The 26,755-nt window shown below is 62.5% G+C and carries 19 protein-coding genes; 11 read left to right on the top strand and 8 right to left on the bottom strand.

The genetic code is table 11. The annotated features are described in order from the left end of the window. Positions 1 to 138 precede the first annotated feature (138 nt). The 5 genes from JAB4_RS28255 (at position 139) to JAB4_RS28235 (ending at position 7,934) form a co-directional block, all read left to right on the top strand. Positions 139 to 1,722, top strand: a complete 1,584-nt coding sequence (locus JAB4_RS28255; protein ID WP_070220655.1) for an ATP-binding cassette domain-containing protein — start codon at positions 139 to 141, stop codon at positions 1,720 to 1,722. A 254-nt stretch (positions 1,723 to 1,976) separates the two neighbouring features. Continuing rightward, positions 1,977 to 2,435 carry a RidA family protein gene (locus JAB4_RS28250; protein ID WP_070220653.1) on the top strand — a complete coding sequence of 153 codons (459 nt, stop codon included), beginning with the start codon at positions 1,977 to 1,979 and terminating at the stop codon, positions 2,433 to 2,435. Positions 2,436 to 2,564: 129 nt separating this feature from the next. Continuing rightward, positions 2,565 to 3,995, top strand: coding sequence for an amino acid permease (locus tag JAB4_RS28245; RefSeq protein WP_070220650.1), 1,431 nt, complete (start codon positions 2,565 to 2,567; stop codon positions 3,993 to 3,995). 449 nt (positions 3,996 to 4,444) lie between these two features. Next, a complete protein-coding gene (locus JAB4_RS28240) occupies positions 4,445 to 5,917 on the top strand; it encodes an amino acid permease (protein ID WP_083287022.1) in 1,473 nt (490 codons plus the stop codon). 67 nt (positions 5,918 to 5,984) lie between these two features. Continuing rightward, the gene (locus JAB4_RS28235) at positions 5,985 to 7,934 is read left to right on the top strand and encodes a S9 family peptidase (RefSeq protein ID WP_227742062.1); all 1,950 of its coding nucleotides are present in this window, start codon (positions 5,985 to 5,987) and stop codon (positions 7,932 to 7,934) included. Positions 7,935 to 7,945: 11 nt separating this feature from the next. On the opposite strand, the gene JAB4_RS28230 is transcribed toward JAB4_RS28235, so the two are convergent. Continuing rightward, complete coding sequence (locus tag JAB4_RS28230) at positions 7,946 to 10,096, bottom strand: FUSC family membrane protein (protein ID WP_070220646.1); 2,151 nt, start codon at positions 10,094 to 10,096, stop codon at positions 7,946 to 7,948. Between the two features lie 90 nt (positions 10,097 to 10,186). After that, positions 10,187 to 11,875: a M14 family zinc carboxypeptidase gene (locus JAB4_RS28225; protein WP_070220644.1), complete on the bottom strand. Its 1,689-nt coding sequence runs from the start codon at positions 11,873 to 11,875 to the stop codon at positions 10,187 to 10,189. Between the two features lie 149 nt (positions 11,876 to 12,024). Here JAB4_RS28225 and JAB4_RS28220 point away from each other — a divergent pair, with 149 nt between their 5' ends. Beyond that, entirely contained in the window at positions 12,025 to 12,594 is a 570-nt protein-coding gene (locus JAB4_RS28220) for a hypothetical protein (RefSeq protein ID WP_070220642.1), read from the top strand. 83 nt (positions 12,595 to 12,677) lie between these two features. Here JAB4_RS28220 and JAB4_RS28215 read toward each other — a convergent pair whose 3' ends face one another. From JAB4_RS28215 to purB, 6 genes are all read right to left on the bottom strand, one after another. After that, positions 12,678 to 14,831, bottom strand: coding sequence for a S46 family peptidase (locus JAB4_RS28215; RefSeq protein ID WP_070220636.1), 2,154 nt, complete (start codon positions 14,829 to 14,831; stop codon positions 12,678 to 12,680). A 305-nt stretch (positions 14,832 to 15,136) separates the two neighbouring features. Continuing rightward, positions 15,137 to 15,406: a GlsB/YeaQ/YmgE family stress response membrane protein gene (locus JAB4_RS28210; RefSeq protein ID WP_034778894.1), complete on the bottom strand. Its 270-nt coding sequence runs from the start codon at positions 15,404 to 15,406 to the stop codon at positions 15,137 to 15,139. 164 nt (positions 15,407 to 15,570) lie between these two features. Beyond that, positions 15,571 to 16,146 carry a YceI family protein gene (locus JAB4_RS28205; RefSeq protein ID WP_070220635.1) on the bottom strand — a complete coding sequence of 192 codons (576 nt, stop codon included), beginning with the start codon at positions 16,144 to 16,146 and terminating at the stop codon, positions 15,571 to 15,573. A 139-nt stretch (positions 16,147 to 16,285) separates the two neighbouring features. Further along, complete coding sequence (locus tag JAB4_RS28200) at positions 16,286 to 16,840, bottom strand: YceI family protein (protein WP_070220634.1); 555 nt, start codon at positions 16,838 to 16,840, stop codon at positions 16,286 to 16,288. A 43-nt stretch (positions 16,841 to 16,883) separates the two neighbouring features. Then, complete coding sequence (locus JAB4_RS28195; RefSeq protein WP_070220633.1) at positions 16,884 to 17,408, bottom strand: cytochrome b; 525 nt, start codon at positions 17,406 to 17,408, stop codon at positions 16,884 to 16,886. 185 nt (positions 17,409 to 17,593) lie between these two features. Continuing rightward, positions 17,594 to 18,973: an adenylosuccinate lyase gene (purB, locus tag JAB4_RS28190; RefSeq protein ID WP_070220631.1), complete on the bottom strand. Its 1,380-nt coding sequence runs from the start codon at positions 18,971 to 18,973 to the stop codon at positions 17,594 to 17,596. Between the two features lie 277 nt (positions 18,974 to 19,250). On the opposite strand from purB, the gene JAB4_RS28185 reads away from it, so the two are divergent. The 5 genes from JAB4_RS28185 (at position 19,251) to JAB4_RS28165 (ending at position 26,720) form a co-directional block, all read left to right on the top strand. Continuing rightward, positions 19,251 to 19,865, top strand: a complete 615-nt coding sequence (locus JAB4_RS28185) for a glutathione S-transferase N-terminal domain-containing protein (RefSeq protein WP_070220623.1) — start codon at positions 19,251 to 19,253, stop codon at positions 19,863 to 19,865. Positions 19,866 to 19,872: 7 nt separating this feature from the next. Continuing rightward, positions 19,873 to 20,901 carry a LacI family DNA-binding transcriptional regulator gene (locus JAB4_RS28180; RefSeq protein ID WP_070220621.1) on the top strand — a complete coding sequence of 343 codons (1,029 nt, stop codon included), beginning with the start codon at positions 19,873 to 19,875 and terminating at the stop codon, positions 20,899 to 20,901. Positions 20,902 to 21,210: 309 nt separating this feature from the next. Further along, positions 21,211 to 23,505 (top strand): TonB-dependent receptor, encoded by a 2,295-nt coding sequence (locus tag JAB4_RS28175; RefSeq protein ID WP_070220620.1) that lies wholly within the window; start codon positions 21,211 to 21,213, stop codon positions 23,503 to 23,505. 15 nt (positions 23,506 to 23,520) lie between these two features. Continuing rightward, positions 23,521 to 25,395 (top strand): alpha-amylase family glycosyl hydrolase, encoded by a 1,875-nt coding sequence (locus tag JAB4_RS28170; protein ID WP_227742061.1) that lies wholly within the window; start codon positions 23,521 to 23,523, stop codon positions 25,393 to 25,395. Beyond that, entirely contained in the window at positions 25,392 to 26,720 is a 1,329-nt protein-coding gene (locus JAB4_RS28165; RefSeq protein ID WP_070220618.1) for an MFS transporter, read from the top strand. The genes JAB4_RS28170 and JAB4_RS28165 overlap by 4 nt, the downstream gene beginning before the upstream one ends. The last annotated feature ends 35 nt before the right edge of the window (positions 26,721 to 26,755 follow it).

Below are 26,755 nucleotides of genomic sequence, written 5' to 3'. Positions count from 1 at the left end.
ACACTGACGCTTCTTTCCCATTTCTCCAGGACGCTTCGACATGCGCCATTGATACTGCCGTGCCGTGCACGGCCTTGCCCATCCCGCCAGCGCGCCATTGCGCCGCGCGGGTTCGCCAGCCTTGCTCAAGGAGTATCCATGCCCGCATTACTACAACTCGACCGTCTTTCCTTTGTGCTGCCCGATGGCCGCGCCCTGTTTTCCGATCTGCAATTTTCTTTTGCCCCGCAACGTATCGGCCTCGTCGGCGATAACGGCGTGGGCAAGAGCGTGCTCGCGCGCCTGCTGGCAGGCCGGGCGCAGCCGTCTTCTGGCGCCGCGCGCTGTGACGGCAGCGTGCATTACGTGGCGCAGGAGCTCGATCCGGAGCGCTATCCCACGGTGGCGGCGCTGGCCGGCATGAACGACTTGCTGGCCGCGCTGGCGCGCATCGCCGCCGGCAGCGTCGACGAAGCCGACTATGCACTGGTGGGCGAACGCTGGGATGCTCACGCCCGCCTGCGCCAGGCGCTCGATGCGCTCGATTTGCGCCATGTCGATGCCGATACATCAACGGCCAGCCTGAGCGGCGGCGAACGCCAGCGCATCGCGCTGCAGGGCGCCTGGCTGTCGCAGGCGGACTGGCTGGTGCTCGATGAACCGAGCAACCACCTTGACACGCGGCAGCGCGCCCGCCTGGTGGCGCAGATGGCGCGTTGGCCGGGCGGCTTGCTGCTGATCAGCCATGACCGCGGCTTGCTCGAGCACGTCGATGCGATCGCCGAGCTGTCGCCGCAGGGCTTGCGCAGCTATGGCGGCAATTACGCGCTGTATGCGCAGCAGCGCGCGCTGGAGCAGGCCGGTTTTGCTGCGGCCCTGCAGGCGGAAAAGGCTGGTGCACGACGCGAACAGCGTGAAGCGCAGCAGCACGCCGAGCGCCAGCAGCGCCGAGTCGGACGCGGCGAGAAGGAAGGGCGCGAAGGCAACCAGAGCAAGCTGCTGCTTGACGCGAAAAAGGAGAAAAGCCAGGATAGCCAGGGCAAGCTGCGCGTGCGAGCGCAAGAGGCGCAGCAGGCGCGCCAGCAGCGCGTGATGGATGCCAGCGCCCGCTGCTCGCCCGAGGCCGAACGGCTGCTGCTGGCGCCCGAGAGCGCCGTGCCGAACGGCAAGCTGATCCTGGAGCTGCGCGAGCTGGTCTTGCCGCATGGCCAGGCGCGCGCGATCAACCTGGTACTGGCCGGGCCGCGCCGCCTGGCCGTGACGGGCGACAATGGCAGCGGCAAGTCGACCCTGCTGCGCGTGATCGCCGGACAACTGGCGCCCGCCAGCGGCGAGCCGCGCTGCCATGCGCAGGTGGCCTGGCTGGACCAGCATGCGGGATTGCAAGACGGCGAGTGCAGCGCCGTGCAACGCTTGCAGGCACGCAACAGCATCTTGCCGGAAGGCGAGCTGCGCACGCGGCTGGCGCTGCTGGGCATTGCCGGCGCGCGCGCCACCATGCCCAGCCGTTTGCTCAGCGGCGGCGAGCGCATGAAGGTGGCGCTGGCGGCCGAACTGTATGCGCAGGCGCCGCCGCAACTGCTGCTGCTCGACGAACCGGACAATCATCTGGATCTGGCCAGCCTGCAGGCGCTGGAGCAGATGCTGCTGCAATACCAGGGGGCGTTACTTGTGGTTTCGCACGACCAGGCATTTTTGGAGGCGATAAATCTTGACCCCGAGGGCTTGACATTGCACAAGTGACAATTTAATGAAAAAAGTCACGCTCGATGCCTGTAGAGCATGCTTCATGAACCGATGCTGAATTTTGTTTGATTGTCGGTATAATCCACTGAATAACCGGGCCTATTTGTGAACTAAAACTGCTGGTTCACCAATATGATGACGTTTAATCTGGCACTGTTGTCGGTCACTACCGCGCTGCCAGGGCGTCATCCTCCGTGCCCTGCCGTGCATGAATTTTGGTTTCGCTTATATTGTTTTCTTGGAGAAATAGCATGTCGTTTTACGAAAAACTCAAAGCCCTCAACATTGAACTGCCAGTCGTCGCCGCCCCAGCTGCCGCCTACGTGATGCATGCCCGCACGGGCAACACCGTCTTCCTGTCCGGCCACCTGGCCAAGAAGGATGGCAAGGTCTGGGTTGGCCAACTGGGCAAGGACGTCACCACGGAAGAAGGCAAGATCGCTGCGCGCGGCATCGCCATCGAACTGATCGCCACCCTGCAAGATGCCTGCGGCGGCGACTTGAACAAGGTCAAGCGCATCGTCAAGGTCATGAGCCTGGTCAATTCCACCTCCGACTTCACGGAACAGCACCTGGTGACCAATGGCGCCTCGGAATTGTTCGTCGAAGTCTTCGGCGACAGCGGCAAGCACGCCCGCTCCGCCTTTGGCGTGGCGCAAATCCCGCTGGGCGCTTGCGTCGAGATCGAGCTGATCGCCGAACTGGCCTGACGCAGCAGCCTGAACACATGAGCATGCCGGCGATTGCCGCCGGCTAGCCCTTTCCTCCTTTCCAGCAAGAGCGGAACCGCCATTGGGGTGGAGGGATCGGTGTATTCAAGAAAAAAACGGAGACACGTAATGAAAACGAGTGAACAAGGCTTGCACCGCGGCCTGGGCGAGCGGCAAATCCGCCTGATGGCGCTGGGCGCCGCGATTGGCGTGGGCCTGTTTTTGGGTTCCGGCAACGCCATCAAGATGGCCGGTCCCGGCATCATGCTGTCGTACATCATCGGTGGCGCGGTCATCTTCATGATCATGCGCGCGCTGGGCGAAATGGCCGTGCACAACCCGGTTGCCGGTTCCTTCAGCCGCTATGCCCAGGATTACCTGGGCCCCCTGCAAGGCTATCTGACGGGCTGGAACTACTGGTTCCTGTGGCTGGTCACGTGTGTCGCGGAAATTACCGCCGTCGCCATTTACATGGGCATCTGGTTCCCCGACGTGCCACGCTGGATCTGGGCCCTGGCGGCCCTCGGTTCCATGGGCGCGATCAACCTGCTGGCCGTGAAAGCCTACGGCGAGTTCGAATTCTGGTTCGCCCTGATCAAGGTCGTCACCATCATCCTGATGATTGTCGGCGGCACGGGCATGATCGTCTTCGGTCTCGGCAACGGCGGCGTGGCCATCGGCATCTCGAACCTGTGGACGCATGGCGGCTTCTTCCCGAATGGCGCGCAAGGCGTGCTGATGTCCTTGCAGATGGTGATGTTTGCCTACCTGGGCGTGGAAATGATCGGCCTGACGGCCGGCGAAGCGGCGAACCCGAAGAAATCGATTCCCGACGCTATCAATTCCGTGTTCTGGCGCATCCTGATTTTCTATGTCGGCGCGCTGTTCGTCATCCTGTCGATCTACCCATGGAATGAAATCGGCACCACCGGCAGCCCCTTCGTCATGACGTTCGAACGCCTGGGCATCAAGACGGCCGCCGGCATCATCAACTTCGTCGTGCTGACGGCAGCCTTGTCGTCGTGCAATGGCGGTATCTTCAGCACGGGCCGCATGCTGTACAACCTGGCGTTGCAAGGCCAGGCCCCGAAGGCGTTTGCGGAAACGACGGCCAGCGGCGTGCCGCGCCGCGCCATCCTCGTGTCCGTCGTGGCGTTGCTGCTGGGCGTGCTGCTGAACTACATGGTGCCGGAAAAAGTGTTTATCTGGGTCACCTCGATCTCGACCTTCGGCGCCGTCTGGACCTGGGGCGTGATCCTGGTCACGCAGATCCAGTTCCGCAAGACCTTGACGCCGCTGGAAATCAAGAACCTGGCCTTCCGCATGCCGTTCGCGCCGTATGGTTCCTGGATTTCGCTCGCGTTCCTGGCGCTGGTGATCGGCCTGATGGCGTATTTCCCCGATACGCGCATCGCCCTGATGGTGGGACCGGCCTGGCTGATCCTGCTGACGGTGCTGTACTACGCGCTGGGCCTGGCGCCCAAGGACAAGCGCGATGACGTGCCGCAAGGCTACGAAGCGGGTTGGCCAGCGGCCGATGCGCCACACATCAAGAAGTAAGCCAGCGTCGTTGAGCTGAGCCAGAAGCGCGCCCCTGCACCCGCAGCGGCGCGCTTTTTATTTCATATTGACAATCCCAGGCCCCGCTAGCGTCCATGCGCGTTTCGCGGCGCACGCCTGGCGTTGTTTCCTTACATCAAAGTTCTGTTTAGCTGAGCCGGTGAAAGCCCTATAATCGCTTAGTTTTGAAAATGGACGCGATCTTTCCGGTTTTTTGCCAGGTAAGTAATCGCCAGGAAATTATTGTGAATTTATAGCAAACAGAAGTGGATGTGATGCAAGGCGCCCGGCGCGACGCAGTGCGAGCACTGCTAGCGATGGGTAACGCAGCAGCGCGCCACTTATGGAAGCTAGAAAACACAAGAATTTATTGGGGGTTACTCAAGGCCGGAGCGCTATTTGTTTTTACCCGTCGTACGAAAATACGTATGCCTCATAAAGGAAGTCTAGTGAGCCAAACCCTGGTCCAGAAACTCTGCCGCACCAAGCCGATCGATACCACGGTCGAATATGGTGAAGGCCTCAGCAGCAGCGGCTTGAGCCGCTCCATCGGCCTGTTTTCCCTCACCATGATCGGCGTCGGCGCCACCATCGGCACGGGCATCTTCTTTACCATGGTCGAAGCCGTGCCCAAGGCGGGCCCCTCGGTCGTCCTGTCCTTCCTGATCGCCGCCATCACGGCTGGCTTGACGGCCTTGTGCTATGCGGAATTGTCGTTCCGCATCCCCGCCTCCGGCTCCTCGTATTCGTTTGCCTACGCCACCGTGGGTGAGTTTCTTGCCTTCATCATGGCCGCCTGTCTGCTGCTCGAATACGGCTTGGCGGGCAGTGCCGTGGCCATCGGCTGGTCGTCCTACCTGAATAACTTCCTGGAAAACGCGTTTGGCTGGCATATTCCCGAGATGCTGCGCACGCCGATGATCGTTTCCGGCCCGCATGGCATGGAGTTTCACTCTGGCCACATCAACCTGCCGCCCATCTTTTTGATCTGCATGTGCGGCTTTTTGCTGCTGCGCGGCGCCAAGGAATCGGCGCTGATGAACGCCATCATGGTCATCATCAAGCTGTCTATCCTCGTGTTCTTCATTGCCATTGCCTTTTCCGGTTTTAATGCCGACAACTTCGTACCGTTCTTTAATACCGACAATAGCAAGGGCTTTGCCGGCATGACGGGCGTCACCGCTGCTGCCGGCACCGTCTTCTTCTCCTTCATCGGCCTCGATACGGTGGCGACGGCGGGCGATGAAGTGAAAGATCCCAAGCGCAATGTGCCGCGCGGCATCCTGTATGGCTTGCTGATCGTTACCGTGTTTTATTTGCTGGTCGCCGTGGCCGCCCTCGGTGCGCAACAGGCGAAATTGTTCGAAGGCCAGGAAGCGGGCCTGGCGGTGATCCTGCAAAACGTGACGGGCAAGACCTGGCCCGCGCTGGTGCTGTCGGCCGGTGCCGTCATTTCCGTCTTCAGCGTAACCCTGGTGACGATCTACGGCCAGACGCGCATCCTGTTTGCCGTCAGCCGCGACGGTCTGATCCCGAAATCGTTCCAGAAGATCCACCCGCGCACCCTGGTGCCGGTCAGCAATACCATCATCGTCTGCCTGGTGGTGGCTCTGGTGGCCGGTTCCGTCGATGCGACCTATTTGTGGGACATGGTCAGCATCGGCACCCTGACAGCGTTCATGGTGGTCTCGATCGCCGTGCCCGTGCTGCGCCACAAGCAGGGCGCGAACCGCATCGAAGGCTTCAGCGTGCCGTTCGGGCCGTACGTGATTCCGGGCCTGAGCGTACTGGCTTGCCTGTACATCATGCGCGATTTGCCGCATACGACGTTTGTCGTGTTCAGCGTGTGGATGGCGGTCACGGTGGCCATTTATTTCCTGTACAGCATGCGCCATTCGCACCTGGGCAAGAAGGCCCGCTGATGCAGCCTGTTCCATCCAAAACCGCCGCGCTTGCCGGCGGTTTTTTTTATTTCTAACCGGAATTTACATGATGAAAATAACTGATCTGGCCGCCTGCGGCTTGCTGGCAAGCAGCTTTCTGGGAACCATGGCGCAAGCCGCGCCTGCCAGCGGGCCGGCATTGCGCGATTACCGCGCCGTGGCCCTGTCGGCCAATGGCCAGCGCATCGCCGCCATCGAGTCGAGCAAGGTGGGTGAACCGCCGCAGCGTCCGCATGCGGCCATCGTCGTGCGCGACGCCGCCAACGGCGCCATCGTGCAGCAATTCGACCCGTGCGCCGTGTGTTCCTACGACAAGCCCAGCTGGTCGCCCGATGGCCGGCAACTGGCCTTTGTCGGCTACGATGCCAAGGCGGGCACGGCGCAGCTGTACCTGGCCACGATGACGCAGGCACAGGCGCGCATGTTGACCAGCATCAAGGGCGTGGCCAGCACGGCGCGCTGGTCGCCGGACGGCAAGCAACTGGCGCTGCTGGCCACGGTGGGCGCGCGCAAGCTGGCCGGCGCCGTGGAGGCGGGCGCGCGTCAGGTGGGCGAAGTGGGCAGCGAAGACGATGCCCAGCGCATCGCCGTCGTGCCGGCCAGCGGCGGCGAACCGCGCCTGCTGTCACCCGCCGATACCTATGTGTATGAATACAACTGGACGCCCGATGGCCGCGGCTTTGTTGCTACCAGCGCGCAGGGCAATGGCGACAGCAACTGGTGGGTTGCCAAACTCAGCCATATTGACGGGGACACGGGCGCCCTGCGCGTGATTGCGTCGCCGGCCATGCAGCTGAACCTGCCGTCCGTCTCGCCGGATGGCAAGACGGTGGCCTTCATTGGCGGCCTGATGAGCGATTTCGGCTCCATCGGCGGCGATATCTATACCGTGCCGCTGGCCGGCGGCACGCCGCGCAATCTCACGCCCGATTACCGCGGCACCTTCAATGGCGTCGTCTGGCGCGGCGCCGGCTTGCTGGCGACGGCCCTGATCGATTCGCAGCTGGCGCTGGTGCCCGTCGATGCGCAAACGGGGCCGGCCCAGCCCGTGCTGCTCGGTGAACTGAGCAGCGGCGGCAGCGATGGCCGTCTGTCCTTCAGCGCCGATGGCTCGCGAGCTGCGGCCGCGCAGGAAGACTTTACCCATGCCAGCTACCTGGTGGCGGGGCCAGTGGGCCAGCTGAAAAAGATCACGCGCGACAATGACGGCTTTGCGCCGCAGTTGACGGTGCAGAACGTGGGCTGGAACAACGAGCAATACAAGGTGCAGGGCTGGCTGCTGGGGCCGTTGAAGACGGACGCAGGCAAGCGCTACCCGATGATCGTCAACGTGCATGGTGGCCCCGGCGCGGCCGCCTCGCCCCGTTACGTGGCGGCGAGCACCCTGATCCACGAATTGACGCAAAAAGGCTATTTCGTCTTCCTGCCCAATCCGCGCGGCAGCTTTGGCCAGGGCCAGGCATTTACGCGCGCCAACATGGCGGACTTTGGCGGCGGCGACTGGCGCGACATTCTAACCGGCATCGATGCCGCGCAAAAAGTGGCGCCCGTCGACGGCCAGCGCCTGGGCCTGATCGGCCATTCGTATGGCGGCTTCATGACCATGTGGGGCGTCACGCACAGCGACCGCTTCAAGGCGGCGGTGGCGGGGGCGGGCGTGTCGAACTGGATCAGTTACTACGGCCAGAACGGCATCAACCAGTGGATGATCCCGTTCTTTGGCGCTTCCGCGTATGACGATCCGGCCGTGTACCGCAAGGCTTCGCCTATCGAATCGATCAAGGCGGCGAAGACGCCAACCCTGATCTACGTGGGCGAGCGCGACGTGGAAACGCCGGCCGCCCAGTCGCTGGAATTCTGGCACGGCTTGCGCGCCATGGGCGTGCCGTCCAGCCTGTTCATCTACGACGGCGAAGGCCATTCCTTCCGCAAGCCCGAGCACCAGCGCGACTTGCAGAAACGTACTATCGGCTGGTTTGAACGTTATCTGAAATAAATCGCTGGGGTTTAGCGTGGTGACACGATATGCACGATCGCCGCGCTATGCACCACGATCTTGTCCGCATCCGCCTGCAACAGGCGAATACGGCGCTGCACCAGCGGCCAGCCCGACCAGGCCACGTCGCTGACGGGCGGCGCGGCAGGGGCGGCCAGCGGCGCGCTGATGGCGGCCTTGTCATCGAGCTGCTCCAGCGCGCGCGACAGGGTCAGGCACACTTGCGTGTGGCTATGGCCGAGTAGGGCGTTGACGGGCGTGACGGGCAGCTGGCTGGCGTGGCGCCCGAGGATCGAGCGCAGGGCCGCCACGTGGGCCACCAATAAGTAGTTTTGCACGATGAACAGGTTGATGTCTTCCACGGCCCGCTGCTTGCTGGCCGGTTCATCGAGCATGCGCACCAGCGCCGAGCTGAGCGCGGCCAGGCTGTCCATCAAGCGCTTGCGTTCGATGCGGTAGGCGAAATCATCGAAGCATTTTCCCTGCAGCAGCGCGAAGCTGGCTTGCATATAGCTGAGGTTCACGTTGAGCACTTGGCGCACGAGGCGCGGCAGGCTCTGGTATTCCCAATTGGCCAGCACGAAGCTGAAGACGGTGGCCACCGCCGCGCCGATCAGGGTGTCGATCAGGCGCTCGCTGACGAGGTTCGGGTTGCTGGGCGCCACCAGGTGCATTTGCAGCAAGATCATCAGGCTCACGGCAATGGCCGTGTAGCGGTAACGCAGATAGATGAAGGTGGGCGTGGCCACGATGGAGAGGAATAAAATGGCCATCAGCACAATATTGCTGTGCACGAAGCGGATCACGATGGCCGTGATGATGCAGCCGATGATGGTGCCGATGATGCGGTCGGCGCGGCGCTGGCGCGTCATGCTGAAGGTGGGGCGCAGGATGATGACGATGGTCAGGACGATCCAGTAGCTGTGGGCCGCATACGGCAGCCAGTGGCCGATCAGTAATCCCACCGAGATAGCCATCGACACGCGCAGGGCGAAGCGGAACACGGGCGAATCCAGGCGCAAGTTAGCCAGCAGGGTCTTCAGTTCGTATTTCTGCTGCGACAAAAACGGCGCCATGTCCGCACCGCTCCAGAATGGCACGTCGGCATAGACTTTTTGCGTGGCCAGATGCAGCTCGGCGATCATTTTCAAAATGGCGCGGATCTTGTTGCGCTGCGCGCGCAGGGTGGCCAGCGCTTCCTGCGCGCCGTCGCCTTTTGCGTGCAGGCGGGCGATTTCCGCTTCGATCTCGGCCCATTCCCTGTCGTAGCTGATCTGCGCATACGAGGCGCGCTTGCGCGTGACGGCATACGCCACGGCTTCGATGTCGCGCGCCGCCTTGTAGGCCAGGTCGTGCAAGGATTTCAAGACATCGGAGTCGGCCAGGTGCTGGCGCAGCAGCGCGTAATCCGTGTGCGTGGAGAGGATCAGTTCATACAAATCGAGCATGCACACGTGCACCTGTACGACGATGGCGTCCTTGCTGTTCTTGTGGCTGCGCAGAATCAGGTCGCGCGACGCCTGCTGGCGGTCGGCCAGAATGCTTTGATGGCGCACCAGCTTGTTGAACTGTTCCGTCAAATTGAAACGCGTGTCGTAGAAATCGGCCTTGATGTCGATGTAGGCGGCCAGTTCGAACAGGGCTTCGGCCAGTACTTGCTGCTTGATGCGGTGGCGCAAGACCCAGGCGATGGCCATGGCATAGGCCAGATAGATCAAGCCGCCCAGCATGAACAGGCCCGCATGGTGAAACGATTGCTGCCACGTCATCTGGTGCTCCATCGACATGGTCATGATGAACAGGGCGGCCAGTTGCAAGGGCATGGATTTCTTGCCGTACACCACCATCATGCTGGCAAGAAAGCTGACCAGCACGAGCACCGTCATCAGCAGCCACTGCACGGGACCGCACAGGCTGATCAATAAAGTGACGGCGCTGCACAGCAGAACCGAGGCCAGCATCTCGTTGAACTTGTGGCGCAGGGGGCTGGGCATGTCCATCAGGGTCGTACACAGGGCGCCTATGCACACCGTCATGGCGGTGGCGCTGTCGCTGATTTCCAGGGTCAGCAAGGTCAGGCCGACCAGGCCGATGGCCACGCGCAAGCCCAGGTAAAAATAATGGCTGTAGATAAAGGTGCGCAGGTTCAGTGCGTAGTGCATGGGATTACCTTGTGGGCAGGGCACAGAAAGAGGCGCCGCACCGGGGTCTCCGATGCGGCGCCAGGATGTTGCATTCGCTACAGCCTTGATTTACATCAGGGCAATGACGGGATAGCGCCGCCATTCAGGCTCGGCAAAGCGCTGGCAGTGTTCAAAAATGAAGTCGAGCACGGCTTCCTGATTGCTCAGCAAGGCCGGATTCGCTGCCTTCCACTCGGCAAATTTAGCGGCCAGCGCCGGCTCATCGCGCAGCAGTTCCGACGCCATGTCTTCAAAGACGTAATCGGAAAACGCTTCTTTCTTCTCCAGCACGCTGTTGAAGAAGCCCCAGCGGAAGAAGCTGTCGTGTGCCTGCGGTTCCAGCGTTTCCACGGCGTAGCGCGCGTTGTCCTGGTCCAGGCTGACGACATAATCGCCCGCCTGCACGGTGAACTGGCCCGTGCGCGCTTCGAGTTCTACATTGTCGTGGAACATGTGGCCTTCGTAGGCGGTGGCCCGCGTGCCGACGTCGGTGATGTGGTAGTAGCGCGCCGTTACCGTCTGTTCGGTGGTGATTCGGCTCATTTCGACGCCGTTCCAGCGCAGCCGTTCGATGACTTCGCGCCACGCTTGCGGCACGATATAGGCTTTTGGCGCGGCCACGGTGACGTCCGCATCGAAGCGGTTGTAGTAGGCGATGTCGCGTTCCCACGGCTGCGAGCGGTCGTAGGACAGGCGCTGGTAGTCGCCCAGCACGCTCGGCGTGTATTTTGCTGTGTAGCCCTTGAAGGGGAAGGTCGACGGCTGCGCTTCGTTCATGGCCCAGTGGATGGGCCACTCGGCTTGCGTGCGGCCCGCCGCCTTGGCTTGCGCGCGCAGTTGCTTGATCTGTTCACCATGTTTGACCGTGAACGCCATGCAGATGTCGAGCAGGGCGCGCATGGATGCGTAGCGGTCGGCAAACGGTTTCAGCATGTGCGTTTCCGGCATGAAACCAATGACGTGATGCAAGGCCGCAAAACCCGTCGAGAAACGCGGCACTTCGAGGAATTCGGCGATGCCGTGGTCAGGGCTGTCCTTGACGGGGTTGACATACGGGCAGGTGGGCCAGCCTGCTTGTTCCATCTGCGCAAAGATATGCGGCAGCATGGTGTCTTGCAGGAAGGGGCCGAGGCCATTGCCCAGCTTATCCGTCTGCGTGTGGATCAGGGTCATCGTGTACGGGTAGTCGGCGCCGTTCGACGTGTGCGTGTCGACCATCACGTCCGGGTCCCAGCTGGCCAGCAGGCGGTTGAACACTTGCGCGTTCAGGCTGTCGCACTTGATGAAATCGCGGTTCAAGTCCAGGTGGCGGCTATTGCCGCGGAAACCGAATTGCTCCGGGCCATCCTGGTTTACGCGCGACGTGTTGGCGCGGTTCAGGCTGCCATCGACGTTGTAGATCGGAATGAACAGCAGCACGGTGCTGCCCAGCGCCGCCAGGCGTTCCGGCTGCGTGCACAGGTCGCGCACGATGGCCATGCAGGCGTCGATGCCTTCCGGTTCGCCCGGGTGGATGCCGTTGTTGTTGAAGAACACGGTGCGGCCCGCGCGCTTGATCTGCTCGCGGTCGAATACGCCGTCCGCGCTGATGACGCCAGCATGGATGGGCACGCCCGAATCGGACAGGCCGATCTGTTCGAAGTGCAGCACTTGCGGGTAGCGTGCGGCGAGATCTTGATAGAAGGTGATGCATTCCAGCCAGGTCGTGGTCTGGTTGTGGTTACCGAGTTCGTAGGTCGTGCGCAAGTCTGGTGGCATAGCGGTCTGAGTCTGGGAGGGGGAAGGCGCGCTGGGTAAGTACGCCCGCTAGGGGCCAATTGTAGCACCGGCGTCGGCGCCTTGAGGCGCGGCAGATGGGCCGGGCCGCACTTGTGTTATGAATACGTTTCACGCGCAAGGGAGGCGGCATGGGCAAGGCAGTGTTGGCAGCGCTGGTGTGGTGGGCTTGCCTGGCGGCACAGGCGGCGCCGTTGCGCTTGCCTGCGAGCAAGGAACCGGTGGCGCAGGGCGGCTCCGTGACCGCCGCCGCACAGGGCGCGCTGATACGCTACCGGGGCTGGCTGCTGGCCGTCGATGGCGCCGTATCGGAGGAGCGGCCCGACGTCTTGCTGACGTCGGCGGAGGCGGGGCAGGCGCCGCAGTTGCGGGTCGGCGCGACGCAGCGTGTCTTGCCCGTATGGTCGGCTTGCGAGCTCGTCAAGGGCAGCACGCGCCTGCGCATCACGGCGCTGCCGGGGCCGGATGAGGTGGCCGCGCTGCTGCTGGACTTTGGCGACGGCGATTACCGCATCGTGATTCCCGCCGCGCGCATCGCCCGGCAAGCCTATCCGCTGCTGGCGCAGCGCTTTCCCGGCGCCGACCTGGCCTTGCTGCTGCAGGAGGGCCGGAGGGTCATGTTGCCGCTGGGAAGCGGCAGCGCGCAAGTATTTGGCGAGGAGCAAGCCGTGCCTTACCGCTTTAGCAAAGTAAAACGTTAGGCAAAAAAAAAAGCCACTCCCGCAGGAGTGGCTCAGGGAACAACCGCCCGTTGCCGGGCTTATTAGTTGTTGTTATCCGCGAATTACTCGGCGCCCATTTCTTTCAGCAGGTTGTCTGCGTGGTCGATGTGTTTCATGTTCCACAGCATGTAGCGCAGGTCGACCTGGATCGAACGGGTGTTGGCCTTGTTGTAGTCCCAGTCGGAAATGATCGAGTCCAAGGTGCCGTCGAATGCCAGGCCGATGAATTCGCCTTTTGCGTTCAGGGCAGCCGAACCGGAGTTGCCGCCGGTGATGTCCAGGGTGGCCAGGTAGTCGACCGGCACGGTTTTCAGCTTCGGATCGACGAATTTGCCGAAGTCCTTGGCCTTGATCGCGGCCAGTTGCTTCGCCGGCGCATTGAACTCGCCTTCGCCCGTGGCTTTGGCGGCGACGCCATTGACGGTGGTGAAAGCGGTCCAGGTGGTGCCATCGGCGCCATGGTCACGGCCGGCAACACGGCCGAACGTCACACGCAGGGTGCTGTTGGCGTCAGGATAGACGGCTTGGCCCTTGCTCTTCATGAAGGCGATTTTTGCTTTCATGTAGTTGGCGTAGGCTTGCTGGATCTTGCCGGCCAGTTCTTCGTCTTCCGCTTCGTTTTTCAGCGAATCCGGGTACATGGCGACGGCGGCCTGAATGAAGCTGTCCTTGCTGGCCTGGAATTCGGCTGGCGTGCGTTTCAACCATGCCGCGCGTTCTTCCTTGTCGGCCAGCTTGCTGCCCGCATACAGTTTGTCCAGGGCGGCGGCCAGGTCGGCTTGCGACATGCCGTCCTTGATGCCGATGGCGGCGTCGAAGCTGGCACGGCGTTGTGCGGCCGGTTGCGCGGCGTACTTGGTCAGGCTGTTCAGTACCAGCGCCTTGTCGACTTTTTCATCGTAGGTGCGCTCGACCGACGTGATGCTCGACGACAGACGTGGCAAATCGCGCGTCTGGTAGCCGGACTTGCGTTCCGTATCGGCCTTGGTGCCTTCGTTCGACAAACGGTACAGGCTGCGTGCCGTGCTCAGCAGGCGTGGCTGCGCATAGCTGAGGAAGAAATCGCGCTTGGTGTCGGCATCGCGCTCGGCGATCAGCTTTTCCACTTGCTCGATGTCGCCGGCAAATTCCGCCTTGCGGGCAGGATTGGCGTTGACCCAGGTTTTCAGGGCTTCGTGTTCCGTTGTCTTGCGCGCCAGGAAGTCGCTGCCCGCGTAGGAATCGAGCATGCCTTGGCGGTTCTTGTAGTAATTGTTCACGCCGGCAACCTGACCCGCGTATTTCAGGGCAACGTCCTTGTTGTCCTTGGTTTCGCGCGCGATGATGGCCAGGGTTTCGCCCGACGCTTTCACGAAGGCCGGGTAGTTCCAGTCAAACGTGAACGCCACTTCCGATGGCAGGCGGTGACGGTTGGTGCGGCCCGGGTAGCCCAGCGCCATGACGAAATCGCCTTCTTTCAAGCCATCCTTGGCCAGTTTCAGTACGTGTTTTGGCTGGTACGGCACGTTGTCCTTGCTGAAGTCGGCAGCTTTGCCGTCTTTGCTGACGTAAGCGCGGTAGAAACCGTAGTCGCCCGTGTGACGCGGCCACATCCAGTTGTCGGTGTCGCCGCCGAATTTACCCACGCCCGCTGGTGGCGCGTGCACCAGGCGCACGTCGCGGATTTCCAGTTGCTTGATCAGGTAGAACTCGAGGCCGCCGTAGTAGCTCGACACGGTGCAGCGGAAACCCGCTTCTTTTTCGCATTCTGCAACCAGTTTCTTCTGGTTTTTCTCGATCGCGTCGATGCGCGCCTTGCCTTGCAGCTTGGCCACGTCGGCGCTGATGATCTTGTCGCTGACATTGGTCACGGCCGAGGTGACGAAGATGCGGCTGCCCGGGGCGGCCGGCAATTCTTCAGCGAAGGTCTTGGCCAGGAAACCGTTGGCCAGCAAATCGCGCTCCTTGGTCGAATTGACCGCCACGCTGTTGTAGACGCAATGGTGGTTGGTGGCAACCAGGCCTTGCGGCGAGACGAACGACGCCGAGCAGCCGCCCAGGCTGACGATGGCGCCCATCGGGAATTCGGTCAGTTTGGTCAGGGTGGTCGGATCGAGTTTCAGTCCGGCGGCTTTCAGCTCCTTGGCTACTTGTGGCAGCTGTTGGGGCATCCACATGCCTTCGTCGGCGTGTGCGAAGTTGCTCAGGATGGCGAGCGCGATGAGAGATTTTTTCATTCGAGTTCTGTTCTTTTACATTGTAGGGAAGTCGGAATCAGCGGAGTACCCGCTGATTGTGCAGCGGGCGACATAGAGTATCCGTATCGAACCCGCACTAGTCAATCACATTTTCCGGAGGGTATGTTCATACGTGGTTGCTTGAACGACATGATTTTAGGTGGCGCAGGGGCAGGAACCGGCCGCCAACGCGCATTTTTCCGTGCGGCCGCTGTGGTATTGTCCATACGTGTCCTAGCGGCAATGAAAAATGGCCGGGCGCTTGCGCGGCCCGGCCACTTGCTGATGCGCAGCTGTTTGCCTGCTTAGCGTATTTTGCCGCGGCGTAAAAGATTGACGATGCCCAGCAGGATGACGGCGCCGAGGAATGAGACCAGCAGCGAAGCCAGACTGAAATTGTCGCTATTGATGGTGCCCGTGCCGAACAGGGGCGCCAGCAGCCAGCCGCCCAGGAAGGCGCCGACGATGCCGACGACGATATTGAGGAAGATGCCCTGTTGTGCATTGGTTTTCATGACCATGCTGGCCAGCCAGCCGATGACGCCGCCAATAACGATCCAGATAATGAAATTCATGTGGTCCTCCGCGGTGGATAAGTGGGTGTGTCATGTCAGAACAACATCATGCCAATCGATAGTGATGCCGCACGATAGAAAAGTCCAGCGGATTCTCGTCGTGCATGCAAAAGCCCGCCTGGCTGCGGGCAGCGAGGCGGGCTTGTCCTGCGGAAAGGCGGTGTTTAATCGGCCTTGATCGCTTCGACCTGGATGGCCAGCTTGACTTCCGGCGAGAACGCCGGCATGCCGTAGTTCAAGCCAAAGTCGCTGCGCTTGAATTCCGCCGTGGCGTCGGCGCCGCACACTTCGCGCTTGTAGCGCGGGTGCATGATGCACTTGAACTTGCTCACATTCAGCTTGACGGGCTTGGTCACGCCCAGCAAGGTCAGTTCGCCATCGACTTCCACCAGCTGCTCGCCGTTGAACTTGAGCGAGGTACTTTTGTAGGTGATTTGCGGAAATTTCTCGACGTTGAACATGTCCGCTTTTTTCGCGTGCGTGTTCATGGCATCGAGGCCGAAATCGATCGAATCGGCATCGATGACCAGGTCCAGGCTTCCCGTCTTGGCGGCGCGGTCCAGGGCGACCGTCCCCTTGGTCTTGTTGAACTTGCCGCGCCACACCGACATGCCCATGTGATCGGCTTCAAAGCTGGGGAAGGTGTGCGTCGGGTCGAGGTTGTAGGTGTCGGTAGCGGCCATGGCCGAACCCGCGCCGGCAGCTGCCAGCACGGCGATCATCAAGTGCGAAAGTTTCATGCAGATCCTAAAGTTGAACAGGTTGTGGAGTTGTTTTTGGTAACGCCTGAAAAACGTTCAGGGCAAGGCGCCTTGCCGAAGGCAGTGCAAATAGCACGACGAGGCAAGAGCAACGCAGCCATGGACGTTTTCTCAGGTGTTACTGAGCAGCGACGTGGAATTTGATGGTGACCTCGTCGGCAACCATGCTCGTGTCTTTCCACTCGCCTTCGCCGATGTTGTAGGTCAGGCGCTTGATCGGCAGGGCGCCGTCAAATGCGTATTTGCCGCCGTCGGCTTTTACCGCCAGGGGGAAGGTCACGTCGGTGGTCTTGCCTTTGATGTTCAGCTTGCCGGTGACCGTCAGCTTGCCTGCGCCGGCGGCCTTGATGCTGCTCGAGACAAAGGTGGCTTTCGGGAACTGGGCCGAGTTGAACCATTCTTTCTTCGCCACTTCCTTGTTGTACTCGGGGTCGCCGATATCGATGCTGGCGGTCTCGATTTCCACCGACGCTTTCGAGGCATCCGGCGTGGCCGGGTTGTAATCGATGGCGATATTGAATTTCTTGAACTTCGCTTCCACGGGCACGTTCATTTGCTTGAACACGGCCGACACGCTGGTCTTGGCGGGATCGACTTTCAGCAGGGTGGCGGCGGTGGCGGCCACGGACAGGCCCAGCAGGGAAGCGAGGACGATGCGTTGGGTGGTTTTCATCTTGTTTTTTCCTGTAGTTTCAGTGAGCAAGGGGACGTCGATGTCAGGGCAGCATGCGCTTGAGGACGCCATCACGGTCGATGAACTGGTGCTTCAGCGCCGCCAGCACATGGGCGGCCACGGCGGCTGCCATTGTCATGTTCAGAACATAATGAATCTCTTTTAAAAGCGGCTTAAGTTCCGGGTTTGGCGCCATGAGGACGGGCAGCTGGAACAGGCCCAGGTAGACCACCGGCACGCCGGCGGCCAGGGTGTACAGGTAACCGGAGATGGGCACGGCGAAGATCAGGATGTACAGCAGCACATGCATGGCGTCGGCCGCCTTCTTTTGCCAGGCAACCATGCTGGCCGGATGCGGCGGCGGCACGTTGGCCTTGCGCCACAGCAGGCGGATGGCGGCGATGGCCAGCACGGTCACGCCCAGCCATTTGTGCCAGGAGAAATATTTGAGCTTGGTGGGCGTCAGGCCGGGAATATCCGTCATGACCAGGCCCATGACGAAGGCGCTGATGATCAGCAGGGCGGTCAGCCAGTGCAGGATGATGGCGGTGGTGGTGTAGCGTTGCATCGATGGCTTTCTTGAATGTAGTACGTATTAGGACTAATTCGGCCTAATATACCAAAGAAAATCAAATTGCGCTGCGTGCTGGAGATTCTACAAGAAAGATTGCCGTAAAAACCGCGGGGCGGGCAGCATTTGTGTGCTGGCCGCCCCGCGGGAGTGGGACCGGACGATCCCCATGTGAAAACTGCTTAGATGGCTTTGGCCAATTGCGCCGCGATACCGATGTAGTTGCCCGGCGTCATGGTCAGCAGCACGTCCTTGGCATCCTGCGGAATGGCCAGGCCATTGACGAAGGTTTGCAGCGCTTCTTTCGAGATGCCCTTGCCGCGCGTCAGCTCTTTCAGCTGCTCGTACGGGTTTTCGATGCCATAGCGGCGCATCACGGTTTGTACGGGTTCGGCCAGCACTTCCCAGGTCGCGTCCAGGTCTTGCGCCAGGCGCGCGTGGTTCACTTCCAGCTTGTTCAGGCCGCGCAGGCAGCTGTCATACGCCAGCAAGGTGTAGCCCAGGCCCACGCCAATGTTGCGCAGCACGGTCGAATCCGTCAAATCGCGCTGCATGCGCGAGACGGGCAGTTTTTCCGACAGGTGCTTGAGCACGGCGTTGGCCAGGCCCAGGTTGCCTTCCGAGTTTTCGAAGTCGATCGGATTGACCTTGTGCGGCATCGTCGACGAACCGATTTCGCCCGCTTTCAGCTTTTGCTTGAAGTAGCCCAGCGAGACGTACGTCCAGATGTCGCGGTTCAGGTCCAGCAGGATCGTGTTGGCGCGCGCGAAGGCGTCGAACAGTTCGGCCATGTAGTCGTGCGGTTCGATCTGGATCGTGTATGGGTTGAAGACCAGGCCCAGGCGCTGTTCGATGACGGCCTGCGAGAATGCGGGCCAGTCGAAGCCGGGATAGGCCGACAGGTGGGCGTTGTAGTTGCCGACGGCGCCATTCATCTTGCCGAGGATTTCCACTTGCGCGATGCGTTTCACGGCGCGCTGCAGGCGGGCCACGACGTTGGCGAATTCCTTGCCCAGGGTGGTCGGGCTGGCCGTCTGGCCGTGCGTGCGCGACAGCATCGGCACATCGGCGTTGTCGTGCGCGATCTGCGTCAGCTTGGCTACCAGGCCGTTCAATGCCGGCAGCATCACGCCGTCGCGCGCGGCCTTGAGCATCATGCCGTGCGAGGTGTTGTTGATGTCTTCCGAGGTGCAGGCGAAATGGATGAATTCCGACGCCGCCACCAGTTCCGGCACGTCCGCCACTTGTTCCTTCAGCCAGTACTCGACGGCCTTGACGTCATGGTTGGTGACCGCTTCGATGGCCTTGATGCGAGCAGCGTCGGCTTCCGAGAAGTCGGCCGCCATCTTGTCGAGCAGGGCGCTCGCTTCGGCCGAGAACGGCTTGATTTCGGCGAAACCGGCTTGCGACAGCGCTTGCAGCCAGGAGATTTCCACTTTCACGCGGTGGTGCATGAAACCGGCTTCGGACAGGATCGGGCGCAGCAGATCGGTCTTGCTGGCGTAGCGGCCATCGAGCGGAGACAGGGCCGACAGCGTGGAATACGGAGTAGTAGAAGTCATGAGAGCGGACGCAAGTTAAAGAAACGGTTGGCGTGTGACGCGCGGGGAGGGCAGGGCTATTGCAATACAGCAACACTGACGGCGCCACAGTAAAGGACGATTTTACCACCGCTGGCCGCTGGCCAGCCGTCCATCGGGCGCCGGCGCACCGCAATTTGGCTGAATCCGGCCCCGATGCGGCATGCCTGCCACACCATGGAGACGGCTGGGCGCGTGCTGCCAAACACCGCTGCCGCCGATGCTATACTGCCTGCTGATCCTTCACCTTAAAGTAGCTATGAAACTGATCGGTTCCCTCGCCAGCCCGTATGTCCGCAAAGCCCGTATCGTGCTGGCGGAAAAAAAGCTCGACTATGTCTTCGAGCTGGAAAACGTGTGGGTGCCGGAAACCCGCATCGCCCAGGCCAATCCCCTGGGCAAGGTGCCCTGCCTGGTGATGGAAGATGGCAGCACCTTGATCGACTCGAAAGTCATCGTCGAATACCTCGACACGCTCACGCCCGTGTGCAAGCTGCTGCCGGCCGGCGGCAATGGCCGCGAGCGGGCCGATATCAAGAACTGGGAAGCGCTGGCCGACGGCATCCTCGACGCGGGCGTGCTGGTGCGCCTGGAGCGCACGCAGCGCCCGCCCGAGCAGCAAAGCGCGGCCTGGATCGCGCGCCAGCTGGACAAAGTCACCCTGGGCCTGGCGGCGCTCGAGGCGCGCCTGGGCGAGAGCGCGTATTGCGCCGGCAAGAACTACACCCTGGCCGACGTGGCCGTGGGCTGTACCCTGGGCTGGCTCAGCTTCCGCTTCCCGGAAATCGACTGGCGCGCGGATCATCCGGCGCTGGCGCGCCTGTTCGACAAACTGTCCGAGCGCCCATCGTTCAAGGACACCGCGCCGCAGTGAGCGCACGATGACCGGTTCCGACTCGAAGGCGCAGCAACGCCTGCAGATGGCCGATATCGCACGCCTGGCCGGCGTGTCCACGTCGACCGTGTCGCGCGCGCTAAGCGGCAGTTCGCTGGTCAATGAAGAGACGCGCGCGCGCGTCATCGCGCTGGCCCGTTCGCTCAAGTATTCCATCAATATCGGCGCGCAAAACCTGCGCCTGAAACAGAACCGCACGGTGGGCGTGGTGGTGCCGTATGACGCTGCCACGCGCCAGCACCTGTCCGATCCTTTTTTCCTCAGCATGCTGGGCAGCCTGGCCGATGCGCTGACGGAGCAGGGCTTCGATATGCTCATTTCACGCGTCGATGCCGAAACGCTCGACGCGGCGGCCCAGTCCTTCGATAGCGGCCGCGTGATCGGCATCATCCTGATCGGCCAGTGGCGCCACCATGAACAACTGAACCAGCTGGCCGCGCGCCAGGTGCCCATCGTCGTGTGGGGCGCGCAATTGCCGCAGCAGCTGTATTGCACCGTCGGCGGCGATAACGTCGCCGGCGGCAGACTGGCCACGGAACACTTGCTGGCGGCGGGGCGCCGGCGCATCGCCTTCTTTGGCGACGCCAAGCTGCCCGAAGTGGCGCAGCGCCACCAGGGCTATGCGCAGGCACTGGCCGCGCAAGGGCTGGCGCCCGACCCGCAACTGTACGTGGCCGGCTCCTTCCTGCCGCAGGGCGGCGCGACGGACGTGCAGGAACTGCTGGACCGCCAGTTGCCGTTCGACGCCATCTTTGCCTGCAGCGACTTGCTGGCCATGAGCGCCATCAACGCCCTGCGCGCGCGCGGCGTGGCCGTACCGGAACAGGTGGCCGTGGTCGGCTACGACGATATCGAACTGGCCGCGTATTTCCATCCGCCGCTGACCACCGTGCGCCAGCCGATCCGCACCGCCGGGCGCGCGCTGGTGGCTTCGCTGCTGGCGCTGGTCGACGGCGCGCCTGCGCCATCCCGCCAATTGCCAACTGAGCTGATCGTACGCGCCTCGGGCCGCTGAAGCGTGCCGCAAGTGATTGCAACCGATTGCAATAATTTCAAATTTCTCCCTTTATTTTCATGCTGCGCCGCAGCATGAAAACCGCTGCATTCACGTCAAATCCCGCTAGATTTCCTCTGTGTCGCCCGTAGTTTTCTCTTAAAAACAACAACATTTCCATGTTGCAGCGCTCGATTGCAATCGATTGCAATAAATTCTTATTCGTTGAATAATGACGTACCGGCCCAGGCAGCGCGCCACGGCATGCGGCAGCCAGGACTCATAACAAGCCGATACCTCGACGTATCGGCATACAACACTGGAGACAAGATGAAGACACGTACTGCTCAACGCGGCGGCATGGCCGCAGCCGTCGCCCTGGCCATGCTGCAACTGGGCGCCGCCCAGGCGCAATCGGCAAGCGACATCGCCAGCGCCGCCCCTGCCGATGGCCTGAACCTGGAACGCATCGTGGTCACGGGCACCACCGGCGGCACGTCCAAAATGAAATCGAGCAATTCCGTCAGCAGCATGGAACTCGACACCATCCTGCACAATGCACCGACCAGCGCCGCCGAAGTCCTGCGCTCGGTGCCGGGCTTGCGGGCCGAGTCCTCGGGCGGCGAAGGCAATGCCAACATCACCGTGCGCGGCCTGCCCATTTCCGCCGGCGGCGCGCGCTATGTGCAGATCCAGGAAGACGGCTTGCCCGTGCTGCAGTTCGGCGACTTCAACTTCACCACGCCCGACAGCTTCGTCAAGATCGATTCCACACTCGACCACCTGGAAGTGGTGCGCGGCGGTTCGGCCTCCACCCTGGCCACCAATTCGCCGGGCGGCATCATCAATTTCATCAGCAAGAACGGCAAGGAGAAGGGCGGCAGCGTGGCCATCAGCCGCGGCCTGGGCTACGACCAGACGAGGGTCGACTTCGATTATGGCGCGCCGGTGTCGGAGCGCACGCGCTTCTTCATCGGCGGCTCCTGGCGCACGGGCGAAGGCATCCGCCACAGTGGCGTCAACAGCGAAAAGGGCGGTCAGATCCGCGGCAATGTCACGCATGAATTCGACAGCGGCTTTGTGCGCCTGTCGTTCAAGCACCTCGACGACCAGTCGCCCACGGCCCTGCCGGTGCCGGTCAGCGTGCGCGATGGCCGCATCGGGGAAATCGCCGGCATCGACCCGCGCAAGGCCAGCTTCTATTCGCCATACTGGGTGCCCGACATGGTGCTGAACAAGGATAACCAGCGCGTGGCCACCCGCGTCAACGACGGCTTGCACGTCAAAAGCGATACCGTGGGCCTGGAGGCATCGTTCAAGCTGGGGCAGGGCTGGAGCGTAAGCGAAAACTTCCGCTACGCCGACAATTCGGGGCGCTTCACCGGCGTGTTCCCGTCGAATAACGGCAGCGACGGCAGCTATGTGTTTGCCAGCGGCCCGAATCGGGGCAAGCCTTATATCGGCCGCGCGTTTTCCGCCGTGGTGTTCAATACCTCGATCGACGACGCCAGCAATACTCTGAGCGACACCAAGCTGGCCAAGACGTTCGTGCTCGACAGCGGCAAGCTGACCACCACGGCCGGCCTGTACCTGTCGCAGCAAAAGCTGGGCCTGACCTGGAACTTCAATGAATACCTGATGCAGGCCACGGGCGACCAGCCGGCGCTGCTGCAAACGGCCAGCAGCACGCCCGGCTACATCGGCCCGGCCTTCGGCGCCTGCTGTTCGCGCGCCGTCGACATGGAGTACCGCACGACCTCGCCCTACCTGAATCTGGCCTGGGAAAGCGGCGCGCTGAACCTCGACGGCGGCCTGCGGCAAGACCGCCAGCATGCCAGCGGCACGGCCAATATCGCCACCGGCGCGCAAGCCTATCTGCCGTCGACGGTGCAGCAGGTCGACTACACCCTGGGCCACACGTCGTACTCGCTGGGCGCGAACTACAAGCTGCAAGCCAGCCTGGCCGTGTTTGCCCGCGTCAGCGAAGGCGTGGCTTTCAATGCCGACCGCATCCTGTTTGGCACACCGCTCGATGGCAGCGTGCCGGTGGCCATCAACACCGTGCGCCAGCTCGAAGGCGGCGTGAAATGGCGCCAGGGTCCCCTGAGCACCTTTGTCACCGTATTCCAGGCCAAGACCAGGGAAAGCAATTACGAAGCGACCACCCAGCTGCGCACGGCCAACAGCTATGAAGCGAAGGGCGTGGAACTGGAAGCGGCCTACAGCGCCGGCGACTTTCGCATCAATGGCGGCCTGACGTTCACGGATGCCGAGATCACGGGCACGGCGGCGGCCGACGTGGCGCTGATCGGCAATACGCCGCGGCGCCAGGCGCGCGTCGTGTACCAGATCGCGCCCACCTATGAATGGGGAGCCGCCACCCTGGGCGCGAGCCTGGTCGGCACGGGCAAGTCATGGGGCGACGATGCGCACACGATCACCTTGCCCGCCTACCAGGTGCTCAACGCCTTCGTCAATTACCAGCTTACGCCGCAAATGCAGGTGGCGCTGACGGCGAACAATCTGCTCAACAAGATCGGCTATACGGAAGTCGAGGGCGATGGCCATGCGGCCCGCTCGATCACCGGGCGCGCCGTCAAGGTCAGCCTGAAATACGCATTTTAAGCAAGGATAGGATTCATGATGTCGATACGCAGCCCCCTGGCGCGCCTGCTGGCGCCGCTCCCCACGCACTTGCGCGCCGATGCGGCGCGCCGCTATGCGCGCCAGGAGGCGGTCTTGCTCGACCGCCTGGGCAGCCTGTATGGCCAGCGGCCTGATTTCCTGCCCTGGCTGGGCGATCTGATGGAAAGCGTGGGGCGGCTGTATGCGGCGCGCGCGCCGGCGCTGCTGCGCCAGGATGCGCAGCGCGAAGAACAGCCGGACTGGTTTGCCAGCCAGTCCATGCTGGGCTACAGCGCCTACGTGCAGCGCTTCGGCGGCAACCTGCAGGGCGTGGCGGCGCGCATCGGCCACCTGCGCGAACTGGGCGTGACGTATCTGCACCTGCTGCCGTTCTTGCGTGCGCGGGCCGGCGAAAGCGATGGCGGTTTTGCCGTCGCCAGCTTCGAGGAAGTCGACCCCGCCCTGGGCAGCAATGCCGACTTGCTGACATTGACGGCGCAACTGCGCGCGGCCGGCATCAGCCTGTGCTCGGACCTGATCCTCAATCATGTGGCCGACGACCATGCGTGGGCGCTGGGCGCCAAGGCGGGCGACCCGCTGCTGTGCGATTTTTTCCACACCTATCCCGACCGCGTGCAGCCGGACCGCTACGAGCGCACCGTGGGCCAGGTCTTTCCACAGGCGGCGCCCGGTAATTTTACATTCGTGCCGGAGCTGCAGCGCTGGGTCTGGACCACGTTCTATCCCTACCAGTGGGATTTGAACTACGCCAATCCGGCCGTCTTCGCGGCCATGGCCGGCGCCATGCTGGGCCTGGCCAACAAGGGCATCGAAGTGTTCCGCCTCGATTCGACGGCCTTCCTGTGGAAGCGCGACGGCACGGACTGCATGAACCAGCCCGAAGCCCACAGCCTGCTGCAAGCCCTGCGGGCGCTTGCCGCCATCGTCGCGCCCGGTGTGCTGCTCAAGGCCGAAGCCATCGTGCCCACGCCCAAGCTGCCCGCCTACTTTGGCAGCGATGCGGCGCCCGAGTGCCATATCGCCTATCACAGCAGCCTGATGGCCGCCGGCTGGGGCGCGCTGGCGGAGGAAAGCACGGACTTGCTGCAGCAGGTGATCGCCGCCACGCCGCCGCTGCCGCCGGCCGCAAGCTGGCTCAGTTATGTGCGCTGCCACGACGACATCGGCTGGAACGTGCTGCTCAATGAGGCGAGCGCGAACGGGCCGGCGCGCCTGGCGCGCATCGCGCAGTTCTTTGCCGGCGCCACCGGCAGCTATGCGCGCGGCGCCGCCTTCCAGAGCAGCAGCGCCGACAAGGCGCATGGCAGCAACGGCATGGCCGCCTCGCTGGCCGGACTGGAAAGCGCCGTCACGGTGCAGGAGCAGGAATACGCGTTGCGGCGCCTGCTGCTGCTGCATGGCCTGGCATTGAGCTTTGGCGCCTTGCCCGTGCTGTACATGGGCGATGAACTGGGCATGACCAACGATCGCAGCTACACGCAGCGGGCCGACAGGGCGATGGACAGCCGCTGGCTGCAGCGTCCCGCGTTCGACGACAGCCTGCTGGCATGGCGCCACGATGGCGTGAGCGCCAGCGGCCGGCTGTACCTGGCGCTGCGCCAGCTGATCGACGTACGCGGGCGCTTGCCGGCCCTGGCCGCCGCCGCGCCGCGCAGCGTGCTGTGCGCCGACACGCCGGCCGTGCTGGCGCTGCTGCGCGGCGACGGATTTCTCAACCTGAGCAACTTCAGCGGGGCCAGCCAGCGTTTCACTTTGCCCGCGGGCGAATGGCGCAACAGCCTCGATGGCAGCGTGCTGGCCGGCACGGTAGGCCTGCAGCCATGGCATATGCTGTGGCTGGAGCGGGAGCAAGATCGGGAGCCAGCATGAGCGACGCCAGCGCGCACCGTCCGCATCTGTCGTTCTGGCAGATCGTCAACATGAACGTCGGATTTTTCGGCATCCAGTTCAGTTTTGGGCTGCAGCAAAGCAGCATGAGCCCCATCTATAAATACCTGGGCGCCGATGAGGCGAGCCTGCCGTACCTGTGGCTGGCCGGACCCATGACGGGGCTGCTCGTGCAACCGCTGATCGGCGCGATGAGCGACCGCACGGTGACGCGCTGGGGACGCCGCACGCCCTATTTTCTGATCGGCGCCATCCTGTGCAGCCTGGGCCTGCTGGCCATGCCGTTCAGTCCCACCCTGTGGATGGCCGCCAGCCTGCTGTGGATACTCGATGCGGCCAACAATGTGACGATGGAGCCGTACCGCGCCTTTGTCAGCGACAAGCTCGACAAGAAGCAGCATTCGCTGGGTTTTCTCACGCAAAGCGCGTTTACGGGGCTGGGGCAAACGCTGGCCTATCTGACGCCGTCGCTGCTGGTCATGCTGGGCATGAACAAGGATGCCGTCAATGGCAGCCATATTCCGCACATCGTCATCGCCGCCTTCCTGATCGGCGCCGTGTTTTCGCTCGCTTCGGTGCTGTGGACCCTGAAGACGACGCCGGAAAATCCGCTTACGGCGGCCGAACTGGCGGCCATCCGCAGCCGCCCGCCGGGCTGGCGCCACACGCTGGCCGATATCGGCGCGGCCCTGCGCGACATGCCGCCGACGATGAAGCAGCTGGCCATCGTCAACCTGTTCCAGTGGTACGCCATGTTCTGCTACTGGCAGTACATCGCGCTGTCGCTGGCGGCGACCCTGTTTCACACGACGGACCCCGCGTCGCAAGGCTTTCGCGACGCGGGCCTGCTGAACGGGCAGGTGGGCGCCTTCTACAATTTCGTGGCCTTTGTCGCCGCCTTTGCGCTGGTGCCGTTCACGCGCCGCTTTGGCCCCAAGCGCATGCACAGCCTGTGCCTGTGCGCGGCCGGCGTGGGCATGCTGAGCATCCCGCTGATCCACAGTCCGGCGCTGCTGTTGCTGCCCATGCTGGGCGTGGGACTGGCCTGGGCCAGCATCATGGGCAATCCCTACATCATGCTGGCCGGCTGCATTCCGCCCGAGCGCACGGGCGTCTACATGGGCATTTTTAATATGTTCATCGTCATTCCGATGATCATCCAGATCTTCACCTTGCCCCTGTATTACCGCAGCTGGCTGGGCGGCAATCCGGAGAACGTCATCCGGCTGGCCGGCGCCCTGCTGCTGTGCGCGGCGGTGGCGGTGCTGTTCGTCAAGCTGAGCCCGCCGCAGGCCACAAAGACTTGAGGACGGACGAAAAAAAACCGGCTCTGCCGGTTTTT

Source organism: Janthinobacterium sp. HH102 (genome assembly GCF_001758625.2).
In the GTDB taxonomy this organism is placed as follows: Bacteria; Pseudomonadota; Gammaproteobacteria; order Burkholderiales; family Burkholderiaceae_D; genus Janthinobacterium.
The sequence above is the reverse complement of the archived record's forward strand: the minus strand, read 5'-3'. Positions and strand labels throughout refer to the sequence as shown.